Source organism: Pantoea sp. Ap-870, assembly GCF_011752515.1.
Taxonomy (GTDB): domain Bacteria; phylum Pseudomonadota; class Gammaproteobacteria; order Enterobacterales; family Enterobacteriaceae; genus Pantoea; species Pantoea dispersa.
In genome coordinates, this window is the sequence record NZ_VWXG01000008.1 from 13,792 (window position 1) to 30,322 (window position 16,531).

Here is a 16,531-nt window from a genome sequence, read left to right on the forward strand (position 1 = left end):
TAGACAAAAATGGCCCGTACGCCGCGTCACAGGGCGCACGAAGCCAGAAACAGGCGGGGGGAACTAGCGGTGAAAAACGCCGGTGGAGAGATAGCGATCGCCGCGATCGCAGACAATGGCGACAACCACACTGCCCGGTTGCGCTTTGGCGATGCGTAATGCGCCCGCTACCGCACCGCCCGAACTGACGCCGCAGAAAATGCCTTCACGCTGCGCCAGCGCGCGCATGGTCTCTTCCGCTTCCTGCTGCGCCATATCCATCACCTCATCCACCAGCTCCGGACGATAAATGCCGGGCAGATAGGCCGCCGGCCAGCGCCGGATGCCGGGAATGCTACTGCCTTCCTGCGGCTGCAGACCCACCACTTTTACCGCCGGGGCAAACTCTTTCAGATAGCGTCCGACGCCGCTGATGGTGCCGGTGGTGCCCATGCTGGAGACAAAATGCGTCATACGGCCGTGACTTTGCTGCCAGATCTCCGGACCGGTGGTGAGATAGTGGCCGAGCGGGTTGTCAGGGTTATTAAACTGATCGAGCACCTTGCCTTCGCCGCGTTGCGCCATGGCCTGTGCCAGATCGCGCGCCCCTTCCATGCCCTGCTCACGCGTCACCAGCACCAGCTCAGCTCCATATGCGCGCATCGCATCCTGCCGCTCCTGGCTCATGTTCTCCGGCATCAGCAGGCGTAAACGGTAGCCTTTTAGCGCGGCAATCATCGCCAGCGCAATGCCGGTATTGCCGCTGGTGGCCTCAATCAGCGTGTCGCCGGGCTGGATTTCACCCCGCAACTCAGCGTGGTGGATCATCGACCAGGCCGCGCGATCTTTCACCGAACCTGCCGGATTGTTGCCTTCCAACTTAAGCCAGATTTCGCTGCCGTTATCCGGCGTCAGGCGCTGCAACTTAATCAGCGGCGTATTGCCGATGGTGTTTTCCAGAGTGGTCACGGTGTCATTCCAGCCGAAAGGAGTACAAATAAATCGGGCGGGAAAATCCCGCCCGAAGGAGTGACAAAAATATCAGGCGCTTTCGGCAAAGGCAACCGGGCGCAGCGGCGTGGTGCCCTGGTAGATACGTGCCTGTTGCAGACCAACAAACAGCCGTTCGCCACGGATCGGCGCCGTCTGTTCACCGGCAAACACTACCGAGATTGGCTCGCTCTGCCAGCCGACGGGCTGAACCACCAGCTGCCAGAAGTGGCCACGCGGACTGATCTCCAGCACCTGCACCGGTAACGGCGTCTCCAGGCTACTCTGGCGTGACACGTCCACTTCCCACGGACGCAGGAACAGCTCCACGTCGCCCTGATGCGCTGGCGTATAGCCCAGCGGCCAGCGATGCGCGCCCACATGGAACTGCGAGCCGTGCACTTCGCCGTCAAAGCGGTTCACTTCGCCGAGGAACTCCAGCACGAAGCGGGTCGCGGGTTCGCGCCACACGTCATCCGGTGCGCCCACCTGCTCAATATTGCCCTGACTCATTACCACCACGCTATCCGCCACTTCCATCGCTTCTTCCTGGTCGTGGGTCACAAACACGCTGGTAAATTTCAGCTCTTCATGCAGCTGACGCAGCCAGCGGCGCAGCTCTTTACGTACCTGGGCATCCAGCGCGCCAAAGGGTTCGTCCAGCAGCAGAATCTGCGGCTCAACCGCCAGCGCACGCGCCAGCGCCACGCGCTGTTTCTGTCCACCGGAGAGCTGAGCCGGGTAGCGGTTGGCCAGATGTGCCAGCTGTACCATCTCCAGCAGGCGGGTAACGCGCTGCTTAATTTCGGCGCTGTTCGGACGCTCGCGGCGCGGCAGCACCGTCAGGCCAAAGGCGATGTTGTCGAACACCGTCATATGGCGGAACAGCGCATAGTGCTGAAACACAAAGCCGACCTGACGATCGCGCGCGTGCGTGCGGCTGACGTCTTTGCCATGAAAATGGATCTGCCCGCTGTTCTGGTGCTCCAGCCCGGCGATAATGCGCAGCAGCGTGGTTTTACCGGAACCGGACGGTCCGAGCAGCGCCACCATCTTGCCGGAAGGAATATCCAGAGAGATATCGTTCAGCACCGGCGTGCGGCCAAATGCTTTATTAATGTGTTTAATCTCAATGCTCATGATTTTCCTCCTGTTGGCGCTTCTGCTGATGCTCTAATCGCCACTGCACCACGCTTTTCAGAAACAGCGTCACAATTGCCATCAGGGTCAGCAGCGCGGCGGCGGTAAAAGCGCCCACGGTGTTGTAATCCTGATGCAGTAATTCAACCTGTAAAGGTAAGGTATAGGTTTCGCCGCGAATCGAGCCGGACACTACCGATACCGCACCAAATTCGCCGATGGCGCGCGCGTTGGTCAGCACCACGCCGTACAGCAGCGCCCAGCGGATATTTGGCAGCGTCACGCGGCGGAACATCTGCCAGCCAGACGCGCCCAGCAGCACGGCGGCTTCATCTTCGTGGCTGCCCTGGCTCAGCATCACCGGCACCAGCTCGCGCACCACAAACGGACAGGTGACGAAAATCGTCGCCAGCACCATACCCGGCCAGGCAAACATCACCTGGATGTTGTGCGCATCAAGCCAGCCGCCAGCCGGGCCGTTCACGCCCCAGAACAACAGATACATCAGACCGGCCACCACCGGCGACACGGCAAACGGAATATCGAACAGCGTCAGCAGCAGCTGGCGACCGGGGAAAGTGAAGCGCGTCACCAGCCAGGCCAGCAGCGTGCCGAACACCAGGTTTACCGGCACGGTAATCAGCGCCACCAGCACCGTCAGCCAGATAGCATGCAGCATGTCCCCATCCTGCAGGTTGCTAAAGGCCTTGCCGATGCCCTGCCCCAGCGCCTCCCAGAAGATGGAGACCATCGGCACCACCAGCAGGCCAATCGATACCAGCACGCCAATGCCGATCAGCAGCCATTTGCCCCAGTTCACCGGCTGACGCTCGGCATGATTGATCTGTGAAATCTCAGCCATCAGTGACCTCCCAGACGGCGGCCAAAGCGGCTCTGCAGAGTGTTAATCGCAAACAGCAGCAGCAACGACGCCGCGAGGATCACCGAAGCGATGGCGCTGGCGGCCGGATAATCAAACTCCTGCAGGCGAACAAAAATCATCAACGAGGTCACTTCAGTTTTCCAGGCGATGTTACCGGCGATAAAGATCACCGCGCCAAATTCACCGAGGCTGCGGGTAAACGACAGCGCGGTCCCGGCCAGCAGCGCCGGCGCGACTTCCGGCAGCACTACGCGCCGGAAACTCTGCCACGGCGTGGCACCGAGGGTTTCCGCCGCTTCCTCATACTCCGGGCCTAACTCTTCCAGCACTGGCTGCACGGTACGCACCACAAACGGAATGCTGGTGAAAGCCATCGCCACCGCGATACCGAGCCAGGTGTAAGACACTTTGATATCAAAATGTGCCAGCCACTGACCGTACCAACCGTTAACCGAAAACAGCCCGGCCAGCGTCAGGCCGGCCACCGCCGTCGGCAGCGCAAACGGCAGGTCCATCAGGCCATCCAGCAGCGTACGGCCGGGAAAGCGATAGCGGGTCAGAATCCACGCCATCAGCATGCCAAACACCGAGTTAAACAGCGAGGCCACGCCCGCTGACAGCAGCGTGACTTTATACGCCGCCACCAGTTGCGGATTGCTGATCACCTGCCAGTACTGCGCCAGCGTCATCTGCGACAGCTGCATGATCAGCGCGCTGATCGGCAGCAGCAGAATCAGGCAGGTAAACAGCAGGCTGGTGCCGAGGCTGAGACCAAAACCGGGCAGAACGCGTTTCTGTGCAGAAGCCAACATCAGCCGCGCCCCGCTGCCAGTAATTTATCCAGCTCACCGCCGCTGGCGAAGTGGGTTTTCATCACCTGCGGCCAGCCGCCAAACGCGTCATTAACATTGAACAGCGCGGTCTGCGGGAAGCGATCTTTCTGCTCCGCCATCAGCTGCGGGTTATTCACGCGATAGTAAAAGCCGGTGATGATTTTCTGCGCCTGCGGCGTGTAGAGGTAATTAAGATAGGCTTTCGCCGCTTCCGCCGTGCCGTTGTGTTCGACGTTCTTATCGACCCACGCGACCGGGAATTCAGCAAGAATGTTGGTTTTCGGCACAATCACTTCGTATTGGTCTTTACCGTACTGGTTACGGATATTGTTCACTTCCGATTCAAAGCTGATCAGCACATCACCCAGCCCGCGCTCGGCAAAGGTGGTGGTGGCACCACGGCCGCCGGTATCGAACACTTCAACGTTTTTCAGGAACCTGGTCATAAACGCTTCGGTTTTGGCCTGATCTTTGCCGTCCGCCTGGTCGGCAGCGCCCCACGCAGCCAGATAAGTGTAACGGCCGTTACCGGAGGTTTTCGGATTCGGGAAAATCAGCTTCACGTTATCGCGCGCCAGATCGGCCCAGTCATGAATCTGCTTTGGATTCCCCTTGCGCACCAGGAAGGCCATGGTGGAATAAAACGGTGAGCTGCTGTTGGGCAGACGACTCTGCCAGTCGGCCGGGATCAGGTTACCTTTGTCGTGCAGCACCTGCACATCGGTCACCTGATTATAGGTCACGACATCGGCACGCAACCCCTGCAGAATGGCCAGCGCCTGTTTTGAGGAGCCCGCATGTGACTGTTTAATGGTCAGCTTGTCGTCAGGGTGCGCCGCGTTCCACTGCTGTTCAAACGGCGCATTCAGGGCAACAAACAGTTCACGTGACACATCGTAAGAGCTATTGAGCAGCTCTGTTGCCTGTGCCGCGCCCGCTAAACTCAGCGACAGCGCTATACCGCCAAGCCATTTTTTCGAAACCGAACGTGTCATGCTGCACCCTGAGAAATGGAGTTCGAGCCTATGCCATTAGATGCTGTCAGTGTATTTATAACTCTGGCGAAAGCTGTAACGGTTTTATATATCGTTTAGGGATTTCAAAGTCTAAAAAGGCATAAGCCAGCGGCAGAGTTTATGCGCAGGGCGGGATTAACTGAGCCGCGTCAAGCGGGGATGTGGTGCGCACGGCGGCGCACCGGTAAAACGCGATGGATTAACGTGACAGCGCCTGCAGCGCCGTCAGCGAAGGGGCAAAGAAGTAGCTGCCGCTCACCGGTTTGGTGAACCGTAACATGGCATCCATCTTGCCGTCGCGCTCGCCAAACATGCTCAGCAGCTGCTGCTCAATGTTATACAGACGATGACAGTACGAAATAAAATAGAGACCGTGGCGACCGCTGGCGGTGCCGTACGGCAGGCTCTGGCGCAGAATCTTCAGGCCTTTGCCAGCTTCTTTCAAATCCACGCGACTCAGGTGCGACGTCGCCGGCCGCTGATCGCCCGGCAGCTCTTCATTGTCCTGTTTGGTGCGGCCAATAATCGCTTCCTGCTTATCAATCGCCAGCCGGTTGAACTGCGGCAGGTTGTGCTCCCAGCGCTGGGTAAACACATAGCTGCCGCCGGCATCCGGGCCGTCAGCAATGATCGCCACCTGCTGGCGCGCCTCGCCCTGCGGGTTTTCGGTGCCATCAACAAAACCGGAAAGATCGCGATCTTCGACCCAGCGGAAACCGTGCGTCTCTTCTTCAATGGCGACCGCGCTGGCAAACGCCGTCAGCGCCGCCTGCGCCAGCGAAAAGTTCACGTCGTGACGCAGCGACTGAATATGGATCAACAAATCGCGCTGGGTCGCCGGTGCCGCACCTTTGCCGAGCGGCGTGAAAGCTTTGAGTTCGGGAGCTGAGTCGGTGCCCTGCAGATCGCGCCACAGCGCATCACCAAAGGCGATGACCGCACCGAGACCGGCGTCCGGGAATTGCTGCTGTAGCGCAGCCAGCTGTTGCAGAAAGGCGTGGCAACCCTGACGCAGCGCAGCGAGGTCGCCGGTGGCGCGGGCTTCCAGCCAAATGGCGAAACGGCGGTGCTCCAGCAGGATCCCGCTCTGAAACTGAGACATGACAATGCTCTCCGGCATAAAAGTTAACGGCGTTTTTTCGCCGGTATCATACCGGAAAGCCCTGCGCAGAAGATGCGTTAACGCAATTTTTTCGCCAGTTAACGCTGCCAGACGATCTTACTGATTTTCCAGCTTTTTAACGTATCATCCGACGGCATCAGCCCGGTCGGACCGTGCCACTCGCCGCTGTAGATATAGGCGATATGCTGACTACCCGGCGCGCGGCACTCAACATCGCGCACATCCAGCCCGGCAACCATTTTGCAATTATCAAACGCTTTGCTGAATTTATCGCTGAACGCATCACCGATTTTACTGCCGTCGGCGCTGCGCGCATCGCTATCGAGCACTTCAATGCGCTCGACGTTGCGCTGGCCATTGATCACCAGCTTAACCTTACCGTCATCCAGCGCCTGCCAGAAATCCACCACCTGCCCGTTCTGCGTGCGCATGCCCTGACGCAGCTGATAATCATTGTTCAGCGCGGCGCTAATGGCGGACTCCGACATTGCCGTGTTGCTATTCAGCCCGGCGACGCCCTGCTCGGTGACGGTGAGCGAACTGCCAAACCAGCTAAACGGATTGAGCGCCGACCAGTGATAGCTGAGCGGATTGTACCAGTGACTTTCGCTGGTGCTGGCAGGGGAAGAGGAACCGGAACTGGCGCAACCGGCCAGCACCAGGGCGCTGACCAGCAGGGCGGGACGAACAACTTTCATGCAAACTCCTTTCTTTTGTGCCGACTGGCGTGCCTGTTGGAGTCGCAAACCGGCAAAAAGTTTATTCGCGGTGCTGCATGGCGGGCAGAAACCCGGCCGCGCAACGCGTGGAATCAGTATTCGCGGTCTTCAATCAGGCGTTTGCCCAGCAGCAGTGAGTCGACCGGCTCGTAATCCAGCTTCTCGTAGAAAGCCACCACCTGATCGTTCTCTTCGCGCACCATCAGGTGAATTTTCGGGCAGCCGCGCGCAATCAGCTTTTTCTCCAGCCGGTTCATCAGCGCATTGGCAAATCCCCGGCCCTGATAATCAGGATGCACCGCCAGATAATAGGCAGAGCCGCGATGACCATCGTAGCCGCCCATCAGCGTGCCCACGACCTCGCCGCCTACCTCAGCCACCAGAAACAGCTCCGGGTCATGATTCATTTTGCGTTCGATGTCGAGTTCCGGATCGTTCCACGGCCGTAACAGATCGCAACGCTCCCAGAGCGTAATGACTTCTTCAAAATCTTCCTGGCGGAAGGAGCGGATTTCCATCGGCGTTACCCTGCAATGAGGCACAATTCGCTGATTATCACGCATTCTTTGCCAGGCGCAACCCTCGCAGGGCGCAACGGCTGAAAAAAACGGCTAAATAGCGATTCGCGGCCTGAAATACAAAGTAATGTCCTGAAATGGTTCGGCAGTCGCCGCCGGACGGCGCTTAGGCTATAACACGGGGCAGGTTTACTCTCAGGGACATGTTAATGAACAAGATTTCACTGTTGCGGCGCCTGACCAATCGCCGCCAGCTGATCCTCTCCGGCCTGGCGCTGGCGGTGCTGTCGCCGCGCGCGGTCCAGGCGCAGGAAACGCGCGCGGCAGTGCCCGTCAGCGCACGCCATACACCGCCGAAACCGGCCACCAGCGGCAAGCGCATTGTGATGATCGATCCCGGTCACGGCGGCATTGATTCTGGCGCGGTGGGTCAGGAAGGCTCAGAAGAGAAGCACATCGTACTGGAGATCGCCAACATCGTGCGTACGCTGCTGCAGAACCATCCGAAGGTGGAAGTGCGGCTGACGCGCGACAGCGACCACTTCATTCCGCTCTACCAGCGCGTGGAGATTGCGCATCAGCACGGCGCCAACCTGTTTATGTCGATTCACGCCGACGGCTACACCAGCCCGGAAGCCAACGGTGCATCGGTGTTTGCCCTCTCCAATCGCGGTGCCAGCAGCGCCATGGCGCGCTATATGTCACAGCGCGAAAACGACGCCGATAAAGTGGGTGGCGCGGCGGTGCAGGAAAAAGATAATTACCTTAACCAGATCCTGTTCGACCTGGTGCAGACCGATACCATCCGCAACAGCCTGACGCTGGGTAAACACGTGCTGGACCAGATTCGCCCGGTGCATCACCTGCACAGCCAGCACACCGAGCAGGCGGCGTTCGCAGTGTTAAAATCCCCTTCCATTCCGTCGGTGCTGGTGGAAACCTCGTTTATCACCAACCCGCGTGAAGAACAGCTGTTGGGCACCACGGCGTTTCGCCAGAAAATTGCCCGGGCGATTGCTGACGGTATCGTCAATTACTTTGATGAGTACGATCGTCGCCAGGCCTGATAGCGTTTTGTGCTAGAATCGCGGCAAATTTTTGCAATGAGTGAGCCATGAGCAATCCCGATATTTCGCGCGTCGAAGCCTATCTGCTGGCGCTGCAGGATGATATTTGCGCCGGTCTGGCGGCGGAAGACGGCAGCGCCAGCTTTGCCGAAGACACCTGGCAACGCCCCGGCGGCGGCGGCGGACGCAGCCGCGTGCTGCGTAATGGCAAGGTGTTCGAGCAGGCTGGGGTTAATTTCTCCCATGTGTATGGCGAGCAGATGCCCGCCTCAGCCACCGCGCACCGCCCGGAGCTGGCGGGCCGCAGCTTCGAAGCGATGGGCGTGTCGCTGGTGGTACACCCGGAAAATCCGTATGTGCCAACCAGCCACGCCAACGTGCGCTTTTTCATTGCCGAAAAGCCGGGCGCCGATCCGGTCTGGTGGTTTGGTGGCGGTTTCGATCTCACCCCTTATTACGGTTTCACAGAGGATGCCCGGCACTGGCATCAGACCGCGTTCGATCTGTGCCAGCCGTTTGGCGACGACGTCTATGCGCGCTACAAAAAGTGGTGTGACGGCTACTTCTACCTGAAACACCGCAACGAGCAGCGCGGCATTGGCGGCCTGTTTTTTGATGATTTGAATACGCCGGATTTTGACCACTGCTTTGATTTCATGCAGGCGGTCGGCAACGGTTTCATGCAGGCCTATCAGCCGATTGTAGCGAAGCGCAAAGAACTGGCGTGGGGCGAGCGCGAACGTCAGTTCCAGCTTTACCGCCGGGGCCGCTACGTTGAGTTTAATCTGGTGTGGGATCGCGGCACGCTGTTCGGATTGCAGACCGGCGGTCGCACCGAATCGATTCTGATGTCGATGCCGCCGCTGGTGCGCTGGGAATATGATTATCAACCCGCCGACGACTCCCCGGAAGCCGCGCTGACCCGCGATTTTCTGCCGGTGCAGGATTGGCTGGGGCTGGAAAAATAAGTCAGGTGCGCATTCATGCTCACCTTACGGAATAACCCGATAAAACGCGCTCCCGTAGGGTCGCCCTTCAGGGCGACCGGGTATCAGGCCAGCTTGCCGCTCACAACGGCTCGGTCTGCGCCTCCACCACCGCCAGCGCCACCATGTTAACAATGCGCCGCACCGAGGCGATGCGCGTCAGCACATGCACCGGCTTGCGGATGCCCATCAGCACCGGCCCCACCGTCACCCCTTCCGAACAGGACACGCGCAGCAGGTTGTAGCTGATGCGTGCGGCCTCAACGTTCGGCATGATCAGCAGATTGGCGGTACCTTTCAGCGGGCTGTCCGGCATCAGCTCGCGACGAATACTCTCCACCAGCGCTGCATCGCCGTGCATCTCGCCGTCAATCTCCAGTTCCGGCGCTCGCTGCTGAATCAGCGCCAGCGCCTCGCGCATCTTCCGCGCGCCGGGTGCGTTCGAAGTGCCGAAACTGGAGTGCGACAGCAGCGCCACGCGCGGTTCGATGCCGAAACGCCGCACGGTTTCTGCCGCCAGCAGCGTGATATCCGCCAGCTGCTCAGCGCTGGGATCCTCATTCACATAGGTATCGGCAATAAACGTGTTGCCGCTCGGCAGCAGCAGCGCGTTCATCGCTCCGGCGACCTTGACGTCATTGCGGAAGCCAAACACCTTCTCCACCACGTCGTAATGTTCACGGTAGTCGCCGATGGTACCGCAAATCATCGCGTCCGCTTCGCCGCGATGCACCATGATGGCGCCGATCAGCGTGGGATTGCCAATCACCGCGCGCTGGGCGGTTTCCGGCGTAACGCCGCGCCGCTTCATCAGCTGATAATATTCATTCCAGTACTCCTTAAAGCGCGGATCGGACTCGTTGTTCACGATCTCAAAATCACGCCCGGCCTCGATTTTCAGCCCCTGCTTCTGCAAACGCATGGCAATCACGTTGGGACGGCCAATCAGGATCGGCTTCGCCAGCCCGAGCGACACCAGCTCCTGAGTGGCGTGCAGCACCCGCACCTCTTCGCCTTCCGCCAGCACCACGCGCTGCGGCGCTTTACGCGCCTGCGAGAAGATCGGCTTCATGAACAGATTGGTTTTATACACGAACTCGGTGAGCTGCTCGCGGTAGGCGTCAAAGTCAGCAATCGGTCGCGTCGCCACGCCGGAATCCATCGCTGCTCTGGCGACGGCCGGGGCTATCTGCACAATCAAACGCGGATCGAACGGTTTGGGAATCAGGTATTCCGGGCCAAAGCTCAGATCCTGATCGTCGTAAGCGGACGCCACCACGTCGCTCTGTTCCGCCTGCGCCAGGGCGGCAATCGCATGCACCGCCGCCAGCTTCATCTCTTCGTTGATGGCGGTGGCACCGACGTCCAGCGCGCCGCGGAAGATGAACGGGAAGCACAGCACGTTATTCACCTGATTAGGGAAATCCGAGCGCCCGGTACAGATAATCGCATCCGGCCGCACCTGCTTCGCCAGCGGCGGCATGATCTCCGGCTCCGGATTGGCCAGCGCCAGAATCAGCGGATTTGGTGCCATCTTCTGCACCATCTCTGGCGTCAGCGCTTTCGGACCGGAGCAGCCGAGAAAAATATCCGCGCCGCCAATCACCTCATCCAGCGTGCGTGCCCCGCTATCTTCCACGGCATAGGCAGCTTTGGTCGGCGTCATGTCCGCTTCGCGATCGCGGTAAATCACCCCTTTTGAATCACACACCACGATATTTTTCTGCTGCATGCCAAGCGCCACCAGCAGATTGAGGCAGGCAATGGCCGACGCGCCAGCGCCCGACACCACCAGCCGCACGTCGGCAATCGCCTTATTCACGATGGTCAGGCCGTTAAGCACTGCCGCGGTACAGATGATGGCCGTGCCGTGCTGATCGTCATGAAACACCGGAATCTGCATGCGCTGCCGCAGCTGCTGCTCAATGTAAAAACACTCCGGCGCTTTGATGTCCTCAAGGTTGATGCCGCCGAATGTCGGCTCCAGCGCGGCAATCACCTCAATCAGCTTATCCGGGTCGTGCTCGTCGATTTCGATGTCGAACACATCAATGCCGGCAAACTTTTTGAACAGCACGCCCTTGCCTTCCATCACTGGCTTGCCGGCCAGCGCGCCAATATTACCGAGCCCCAGCACCGCCGTGCCGTTGGAGATCACCGCCACCAGATTGCCGCGCGCGGTGTATTTGTGCGCGGCCAGCGGATCGGTGGCAATTTCCAGACAGGGTGCCGCCACACCGGGCGAATAGGCCAGTGCCAGATCGCGCTGCGTCGCCAGCGGCTTAGTGGGTGACACCTGAATTTTTCCGGGGGTGGGATATTGGTGAAAATCGAGCGCGCTTTGCTTGAGTTGATCGTCCATCAGACATCCTTTTGCACGGCTGAAAAGCCCTCAGTATAAGAACGCGCGGCGCAAAAGAGGGTGAAGGCGCTCAAAGAACGCACAGTCGCCAGGGCACGGATTGCCACGGCTTCGCCTGCGGCTTTGGGACAGCCTGCTATGCTTAAGGATGGCAAAACGCTGAGCTGAACCGATCAGGCAGGCCTGACTATCAGAAACGCGCCCCGACGTCACAATCAGAGAAAACGCATTTTCTTCATCCGGCGTCTGTTGCACTGTGTGGAACCTCCCTTCCCCGATAAGGGCGCACCTAAGACGATGACTGCCCGGGTGCCTGTTTTGCCCACATTATTGCTAATCAAGGAGTTAAGCGATGAACCAGCTAGATGCATTAAAACAGTTCACCACCGTGGTGGCGGACAGCGGCGATATCGAATCCATTCGCCATTACCATCCGGAAGATGCCACCACTAACCCATCCCTGATCCTCAAAGCTGCCGGCCTCGACGCTTACAAACACCTGATTGATGACGCCATTGAGTACGCGAAAAAACAGGGCGGCAGCAAAGAGACGCAAATCATCAACGCCAGCGATAAAGTGGCGATCAACCTCGGTATGGAAATTCTGAAAAGCGTACCGGGCCGTGTTTCGACCGAAGTGGATGCGCGCCTCTCTTTCGATCGTGGCATGTGTGTGACCAAAGCGGAGAAGCTGGTCCGCCTGTATGAAGAGAACGGCATCGACCGCTCACGTATTCTGATCAAACTGGCGTCCACCTGGGAAGGCATCAAAGCGGCGGAAGAGCTGGAGAAGAACGGCATCAACTGTAACCTGACGCTGCTGTTCTCCTTCGCCCAGGCGCGCGCCTGTGCCGAAGCCGGAGTGTTCCTGATTTCGCCATTTGTCGGCCGAATCTACGACTGGTACAACACGCGCAAACCGCTCGATCCGTATGTGGTCGACGAAGATCCGGGCGTTAAATCGGTGCGTCGTATTTACGACTACTACAAAAAGCACCGTTACAACACCGTCATCATGGGTGCCAGCTTCCGTAAAGTGGAGCAGATTGTGGCACTGGCCGGCTGCGATCGCCTGACCATCTCCCCGAACCTGCTGGAAGAGCTGGCCAACAGCGAAGCGCCGGTGGAGCGCAAACTGGAGCCATCAACCGAGGGCTTCCACCAGCCGGCACCGCTCTCCGAAGCGGAGTTCCGCTGGGAGCATAACCAGGATGCGATGGCCGTGGAGAAACTGTCCGACGGTATCCGCCAGTTTGCCGTCGACCAGCAGAAGCTGGAAGACGTGCTGGCCGCCCGCCTGTAATCCTGAACTCACCTTCTGCCGGACGGGTTGCGGCCCGTCCGCTTTTGCCCAATTACAAGGGAGAACCCTATGTCTTCACGCAGAGAGTTGGCTAACGCGATCCGCGCCCTGAGCATGGATGCGGTACAGAAAGCAAATTCCGGCCACCCAGGTATGCCGATGGGCATGGCTGATATCGCCGAAGTGCTGTGGCGCGACTTCCTGAAGCACAACCCGACCAACCCGGCCTGGGCGGATCGCGATCGCTTCATTCTGTCTAACGGGCATGGCTCGATGCTGCTGTATAGCCTGCTGCATCTCACCGGCTATGATCTGCCGCTGGAAGAGCTGAAAAACTTCCGCCAGCTGCACTCAAAAACGCCGGGCCACCCGGAAATTGGCTACACGCCGGGCGTTGAAACCACCACCGGCCCGCTCGGCCAGGGGCTGGCCAACGCTGTCGGTCTGGCGATTGCCGAGCGCACGCTGGCGGCCCAGTTTAACCAGCCGGGCCATGATATCGTCGATCACTTTACCTATGTGTTTATGGGCGACGGCTGTCTGATGGAAGGCATCTCGCACGAAGTCTGTTCGCTGGCCGGCACGCTGGGCCTCGGCAAACTGATTGGCTTCTACGATCACAACGGTATCTCCATCGACGGCGAAACCGAAGGCTGGTTTACCGACGACACTCACAAGCGTTTTGAAGCTTATAACTGGCACGTGGTGGGCAGCGCCGAAGGCATCGATGGCCACGATCCGGACGCCATCGCGGCGGCCATCAAAGAAGCGCAAAGCGTCACCGACAAGCCTTCGCTGATCATCTGCCGCACGGTGATCGGCTTTGGCTCGCCAAACAAAGCCGGCAAAGAGGAGTCGCACGGGGCCGCGCTGGGCGAAGAAGAAGTGGCGCTGACGCGTAAACAGCTCGGCTGGAATTACGGTCCGTTTGAGATCCCGCAGGATATTTATCAGCAGTGGGATGCCAGAGAAGCCGGGGCCGCGCAGGAGCAATCCTGGGAAGAGAAGTTCACGGCTTATCAGCAGGCACATCCGCAGCTGGCGGACGAATTCAGCCGCCGCCTGAAGGGCGAAATGCCGGCTGACTGGGAAAACAAAACCAGCCAGTTCATTCGCGATCTGCAGGCTAACCCGCAGAAAATCGCCAGCCGCAAAGCCTCACAGAACACGCTGGAAGCTTTCGGTAAACTGCTGCCGGAGTTCCTCGGCGGTTCCGCCGACCTCGCGCCCAGCAACCTCACCATCTGGTCCGGCTCGAAGCCGATCAAAGAGGATCACGCCGGTAACTACATTCATTACGGCGTACGCGAATTTGGCATGACGGCGATTGCCAACGGTATCGCGCATCACGGTGGCTTTGTGCCTTATACCGCCACCTTCCTGATGTTCGTCGAATACGCGCGTAACGCAGCGCGCATGGCCGCCCTGATGAAAGCGCGCCAGATTATGGTCTACACCCACGACTCAATTGGTCTGGGCGAAGATGGCCCGACGCACCAGCCGGTTGAACAGCTGGCCAGCCTGCGCGTGACGCCAAACTTCAGCACCTGGCGACCGTGCGATCAGGTCGAGACCGCCGTGGCGTGGAAAGCGGCGATTGAGCGCCATCACGGTCCGACCGCGCTGATTCTGTCGCGTCAGAACCTGCTGCAGCCGGAGCGCAGCGCGCAACAGGTAGAGAACATCGCGCGCGGTGGCTACATCCTCAAGGATTGTGACGGCACGCCGGACGTCATCCTGATTGCCACCGGTTCCGAAGTGGAGATCACGCTGGGCGCCGAAGCGAAACTCAGCGCCGACGGCCACAAGGTGCGCGTGGTGTCGCTGCCGAGCACTGACGTGTTTGATAAACAGGACGTGGCCTATCGTGAATCGGTGCTGCCCTCCACCGTGCGCGCGCGCGTGGCGGTTGAAGCCGGTATTGCCGACTACTGGTACAAATACGTCGGCATCGACGGCAAAATTGTCGGCATGACCACCTTCGGCGAATCGGCGCCAGCCGGCAAACTGTTCCCGGCCTTTGGCTTTACCGTCGAGAACGTGGTGAGCCACGCCGAATCCCTGCTTAAGCCTGCCTGAGTGTCTGGCCCTTTCCCGCTACCGGGAGAGGGCCGTTTTATTTCACAGCCTGATACAGAAAAAAATCCGCCCCGCCCCCTTCCCGCTTTGCGCAAACTGATTACTATAGGTTTTCCTCCGATTCCTATAGCGGACGCTTTCCCGTTGAAAAAACGTACTCCTTTTTTACTGGCCTTAATGGTTGCCGTGCTGCCCTTTACCAGCGCGGCGCAGGTATCGACCGATCCGCTGCTGGCCTCGCAGATTGTTGATCGCTATGCCGAACATATCTTTTATGGCAGCGGTGCGACCGGTATGGCGCTGGTGGCAATTGACGGTAACCAGCGCGTGTTCGCCAGCTTTGGCGAAACCCGTCCCGGCAATAATGTGCGCCCACAGCAGGACTCACTGATCCGTATCGCCTCGCTGAGCAAACTGATGACCAGCGAAGTGATGGTGAAGATGGCCGAGCGCGGCCAGATTCGCCTTGACGATCCGCTGAGCAAATACGCGCCGCCGGGTGCCCGGGTACCGACTTACAACGGCCAGCCGATTCGGCTGATCAATCTCGCCACCCACACCAGCAGCCTGCCGCGCGAGCAGCCGGGCGGCAAACCGCATCGTCCGGTGTTTGTCTGGCCAACCAAAGCGGATCGCTGGCAGTGGCTGCGCGGTGCACAGCTAAAAGCCGCGCCGGGCACGCAGGCGGCTTACTCCAACCTCGCCTTCGATCTGCTGGGCGACGCGCTGGCTAAAGCCGCCGGTATGCCTTATCCGGCCCTGCTGCAGCAGCTGGTAACGCGTCCGCTCGGCATGAAGGACACCACTTTCACGCCATCACCGGACCAGTGTCAGCGCCTGATGATTGCCGAAAAAGGGGCCAGCCCGTGCAATAACACGCTGGCAGCCATCGGCAGCGGCGGCGTGTATTCCACGCCGGACGATATGGGGCGCTGGATGCAGCAGTTCCTCAACTCGGCGGTGAATCACCGCACGCCGCAGATCGATCGGCTGCAAACGCTGATTTATCGCCGCGACCAGCTGACCAAAGTGGAAGGCATGGACGTGCCAGGACGCGCCGACGCGCTGGGCATGGGCTGGGTTTACATGGCACCGAAGGCGGGCCATCCGGGCATCATTCAGAAAACCGGCGGCGGCGGCGGCTTCATCACCTACATGGCGATGGTGCCACAGCACAACGTCGGCGTCTTTGTGGTCGTGACGCGCTCGCCGCTCACCCGCTTCACCCCAATGAGCGATGGCGTCAACAACATGCTGGCTGAGCTGGTGGGCAACCAGACGGGCTCACCGATGATGATCGGTAATATTCGCTAAGTATTTGACCAACAGCTAGTGGTTATTTACTGCGAACCCTCCCCTAAATCATTCGTGCTGCAGGAAGGCGGCAAGGATGGGCATCCCCGGGAGCTTACTCAGGTAAGTGACCGGGGTGAGCAGCCGCAGCCAACGCCCCTGCAGTGCGAAGGATGATGCAGATTTGCCTGCTAAATAATTCGTGTTGCAGGAAGGCGGCAACTGAGTGAATCCCCGGGA

Annotated in this window: 14 protein-coding genes; 5 read left to right on the forward strand and 9 right to left on the reverse strand. The window is 59.4% G+C overall.

What is annotated here, in order from left to right; all coding sequences use genetic code 11:
- Nucleotides 1-63: 63 nt before the first annotated feature.
- The 8 genes from cysM to F3J41_RS17935 all read right to left on the reverse strand — a co-directional run bounded on the left by cysM (nucleotide 64) and on the right by F3J41_RS17935 (nucleotide 7,201).
- Nucleotides 64-948 carry a cysteine synthase CysM gene (gene cysM / locus F3J41_RS17900; protein WP_104094124.1) on the reverse strand — a complete coding sequence of 295 codons (885 nt, stop codon included), beginning with the start codon at nucleotides 946-948 and terminating at the stop codon, nucleotides 64-66.
- 72 nt (nucleotides 949-1,020) lie between these two features.
- Entirely contained in the window at nucleotides 1,021-2,109 is a 1,089-nt protein-coding gene (cysA, locus tag F3J41_RS17905) for a sulfate/thiosulfate ABC transporter ATP-binding protein CysA (RefSeq protein WP_058770811.1), read from the reverse strand.
- Nucleotides 2,099-2,971: a sulfate/thiosulfate ABC transporter permease CysW gene (cysW, locus tag F3J41_RS17910; protein WP_021508076.1), complete on the reverse strand. Its 873-nt coding sequence runs from the start codon at nucleotides 2,969-2,971 to the stop codon at nucleotides 2,099-2,101. The genes cysA and cysW overlap by 11 nt, the downstream gene beginning before the upstream one ends.
- Nucleotides 2,971-3,804 (reverse strand): sulfate/thiosulfate ABC transporter permease CysT, encoded by an 834-nt coding sequence (cysT, locus tag F3J41_RS17915; protein ID WP_166711948.1) that lies wholly within the window; start codon nucleotides 3,802-3,804, stop codon nucleotides 2,971-2,973. The genes cysW and cysT overlap by 1 nt, the downstream gene beginning before the upstream one ends.
- The gene (locus tag F3J41_RS17920) at nucleotides 3,804-4,820 is read right to left on the reverse strand and encodes a sulfate ABC transporter substrate-binding protein (protein WP_150361614.1); all 1,017 of its coding nucleotides are present in this window, start codon (nucleotides 4,818-4,820) and stop codon (nucleotides 3,804-3,806) included. The genes cysT and F3J41_RS17920 overlap by 1 nt, the downstream gene beginning before the upstream one ends.
- 220 nt (nucleotides 4,821-5,040) lie before the next feature.
- On the reverse strand, nucleotides 5,041-5,943 hold the full coding sequence (locus F3J41_RS17925) for a Dyp-type peroxidase (protein ID WP_166711950.1): 903 nt from the start codon (nucleotides 5,941-5,943) through the stop codon (nucleotides 5,041-5,043).
- 98 nt (nucleotides 5,944-6,041) lie between these two features.
- Nucleotides 6,042-6,662, reverse strand: a complete 621-nt coding sequence (locus F3J41_RS17930) for an RpoE-regulated lipoprotein (protein ID WP_166711951.1) — start codon at nucleotides 6,660-6,662, stop codon at nucleotides 6,042-6,044.
- A gap of 113 nt (nucleotides 6,663-6,775) precedes the next feature.
- Nucleotides 6,776-7,201: a GNAT family acetyltransferase gene (locus tag F3J41_RS17935; protein ID WP_021508071.1), complete on the reverse strand. Its 426-nt coding sequence runs from the start codon at nucleotides 7,199-7,201 to the stop codon at nucleotides 6,776-6,778.
- 209 nt (nucleotides 7,202-7,410) lie between these two features.
- Between F3J41_RS17935 and amiA the strand changes: the two genes are divergently transcribed.
- Together amiA and hemF are read left to right on the forward strand one after the other, a co-directional pair.
- Complete coding sequence (gene amiA / locus F3J41_RS17940; RefSeq protein ID WP_166711953.1) at nucleotides 7,411-8,268, forward strand: N-acetylmuramoyl-L-alanine amidase AmiA; 858 nt, start codon at nucleotides 7,411-7,413, stop codon at nucleotides 8,266-8,268.
- 47 nt (nucleotides 8,269-8,315) lie between these two features.
- Complete coding sequence (gene hemF / locus F3J41_RS17945; protein WP_166711955.1) at nucleotides 8,316-9,236, forward strand: oxygen-dependent coproporphyrinogen oxidase; 921 nt, start codon at nucleotides 8,316-8,318, stop codon at nucleotides 9,234-9,236.
- Nucleotides 9,237-9,336: 100 nt separating this feature from the next.
- Here hemF and maeB read toward each other — a convergent pair whose 3' ends face one another.
- Nucleotides 9,337-11,616 carry an NADP-dependent oxaloacetate-decarboxylating malate dehydrogenase gene (gene maeB / locus F3J41_RS17950; protein ID WP_166711957.1) on the reverse strand — a complete coding sequence of 760 codons (2,280 nt, stop codon included), beginning with the start codon at nucleotides 11,614-11,616 and terminating at the stop codon, nucleotides 9,337-9,339.
- A 352-nt stretch (nucleotides 11,617-11,968) separates the two neighbouring features.
- Here maeB and tal point away from each other — a divergent pair, with 352 nt between their 5' ends.
- From tal to ampH, 3 genes are all read left to right on the forward strand, one after another.
- Entirely contained in the window at nucleotides 11,969-12,919 is a 951-nt protein-coding gene (gene tal / locus F3J41_RS17955) for a transaldolase (protein ID WP_021508067.1), read from the forward strand.
- 69 nt (nucleotides 12,920-12,988) lie between these two features.
- Nucleotides 12,989-14,998, forward strand: a complete 2,010-nt coding sequence (gene tkt, locus F3J41_RS17960; protein WP_058758343.1) for a transketolase — start codon at nucleotides 12,989-12,991, stop codon at nucleotides 14,996-14,998.
- Between the two features lie 144 nt (nucleotides 14,999-15,142).
- Nucleotides 15,143-16,312: a D-alanyl-D-alanine-carboxypeptidase/endopeptidase AmpH gene (gene ampH / locus F3J41_RS17965; protein WP_166711959.1), complete on the forward strand. Its 1,170-nt coding sequence runs from the start codon at nucleotides 15,143-15,145 to the stop codon at nucleotides 16,310-16,312.
- Nucleotides 16,313-16,531 lie beyond the last annotated feature (219 nt).

Excerpts from the sequence above, each read along its gene's own strand:
- cysA (WP_058770811.1), bottom strand. The coding sequence starts at position 2,109 with ATGAGCATTGAGATTAAACACATTAATAAAGCATTTGGCCGCACGCCG.
- cysW (WP_021508076.1), bottom strand. The coding sequence starts at position 2,971 with ATGGCTGAGATTTCACAGATCAATCATGCCGAGCGTCAGCCGGTGAAC.
- cysT (WP_166711948.1), bottom strand. The coding sequence starts at position 3,804 with ATGTTGGCTTCTGCACAGAAACGCGTTCTGCCCGGTTTTGGTCTCAGC.
- F3J41_RS17920 (WP_150361614.1), bottom strand. The coding sequence starts at position 4,820 with ATGACACGTTCGGTTTCGAAAAAATGGCTTGGCGGTATAGCGCTGTCG.
- F3J41_RS17925 (WP_166711950.1), bottom strand. The coding sequence starts at position 5,943 with ATGTCTCAGTTTCAGAGCGGGATCCTGCTGGAGCACCGCCGTTTCGCC.
- F3J41_RS17930 (WP_166711951.1), bottom strand. The coding sequence starts at position 6,662 with ATGAAAGTTGTTCGTCCCGCCCTGCTGGTCAGCGCCCTGGTGCTGGCC.
- F3J41_RS17935 (WP_021508071.1), bottom strand. The coding sequence starts at position 7,201 with ATGGAAATCCGCTCCTTCCGCCAGGAAGATTTTGAAGAAGTCATTACG.
- amiA (WP_166711953.1), top strand. The coding sequence starts at position 7,411 with ATGAACAAGATTTCACTGTTGCGGCGCCTGACCAATCGCCGCCAGCTG.
- hemF (WP_166711955.1), top strand. The coding sequence starts at position 8,316 with ATGAGCAATCCCGATATTTCGCGCGTCGAAGCCTATCTGCTGGCGCTG.
- maeB (WP_166711957.1), bottom strand. The coding sequence starts at position 11,616 with ATGGACGATCAACTCAAGCAAAGCGCGCTCGATTTTCACCAATATCCC.
- tal (WP_021508067.1), top strand. The coding sequence starts at position 11,969 with ATGAACCAGCTAGATGCATTAAAACAGTTCACCACCGTGGTGGCGGAC.
- tkt (WP_058758343.1), top strand. The coding sequence starts at position 12,989 with ATGTCTTCACGCAGAGAGTTGGCTAACGCGATCCGCGCCCTGAGCATG.